This window comes from Neisseria sp. P0009.S007 (assembly GCF_051962515.1).
This window is the reverse complement of sequence record NZ_JBQCVF010000491.1, coordinates 1-1,069: the sequence shown is the minus strand read 5'-3', so window position 1 is coordinate 1,069 and position 1,069 is coordinate 1. Positions and strand designations below refer to the sequence as shown.

Below are 1,069 nucleotides of genomic sequence, written 5' to 3'. Positions count from 1 at the left end.
TTGCGTATGCGTTTCGGTATCGATATGAATACCGACCACACTTTGGAAGAAGTCGGCAAACAATTTGACGTAACCCGTGAACGTATCCGTCAAATCGAAGCCAAAGCACTGCGCAAGCTGCGCCACCCAACCCGTAGCGACCGCCTCCGCAGCTTCCTCGACAGCGAAGAAAACAAATCATAAAAGCAAACCGCAGGTTAAAAAGCCTGCGGTTTTTTATTGCAATACAAAAAGGCCGTCTGAAAACCAAATCCCAAAAGATTTAATCGTTTCAGACGGCCTTAAATTTATTTTGATAATTTATTCGGCCTCAGTGGTTTTCTTTTTCGGACGACGGCGGCGACGTTTGAGTTTGCCGTCAGTTGATCCACTTTGTTTCTGACGTTTGTGATCATTGGCTGCTGTCATTTGCTGGCGTGTTTCCTCATCGGCATGTTGGAAAGTTGTCCACCAAGAAGCCATCTCTTTATCAACCTCGCCAATCTCGCTACGCAAAATCAGGAAATCATAAGCAGCTCGGAAACGGGCTTGTGATAGCAGACGATATGGGCGTGCGCCGCGCATATTGTCGAATTGCGGCTGAAATTGCCAAATTTCACGCATGGTTGCAGAAAATCGTTGCGGTACGCCCCAACCTTTCTCTACCGTATCGCGCATGGTGTTCATCGCATCCATCAACGCAGGGACAGGTTTTTGACCATGGCTTTGATTGCGTTGCCAAATGGCGTTTAGTGTCGGCCACAATACCGACGCCAATACAAAACCGACGGAAACAGACTTATCCGCACGAAGGCGCTCATCGGTATTTTTCAAGGCCAACATAATCATACGGTTTTCAGTCGCTTCGGCAGTTTTCAAGGCATCTAAAAGCGGATGGATGCCTTCGGGAATACCCAACTCGTTCAACCGTTTCAAACAGGCACGTGAATGGCCGGAAAACAGGATTTTCATGATTTCGTCAAAAAGACGGGCCACCGGCTCATTTTTCAGACGGCCTGCATATTTGGCAATCGGCAAAGCGGTTTGCTCTTCCACTTCAAAGCCCAACTTGCCCGACAAACGGACGGCA

1 protein-coding gene and 1 pseudogene are annotated in these 1,069 nt (G+C 48.2%); one reads left to right on the top strand and one right to left on the bottom strand.

Going from position 1 to position 1,069, the window contains the following annotated elements; translation table 11 throughout:
• Positions 1 to 183: sigma factor-like helix-turn-helix DNA-binding protein (locus ACTHS3_RS14285; protein ID WP_440368281.1), on the top strand; the 183-nt coding region annotated here is incomplete at its 5' end.
• Between the two features lie 117 nt (positions 184 to 300).
• Here ACTHS3_RS14285 and ACTHS3_RS14280 read toward each other — a convergent pair.
• Positions 301 to 1,069, bottom strand: a pseudogene (locus ACTHS3_RS14280) (polynucleotide adenylyltransferase PcnB); the annotation flags it as partial.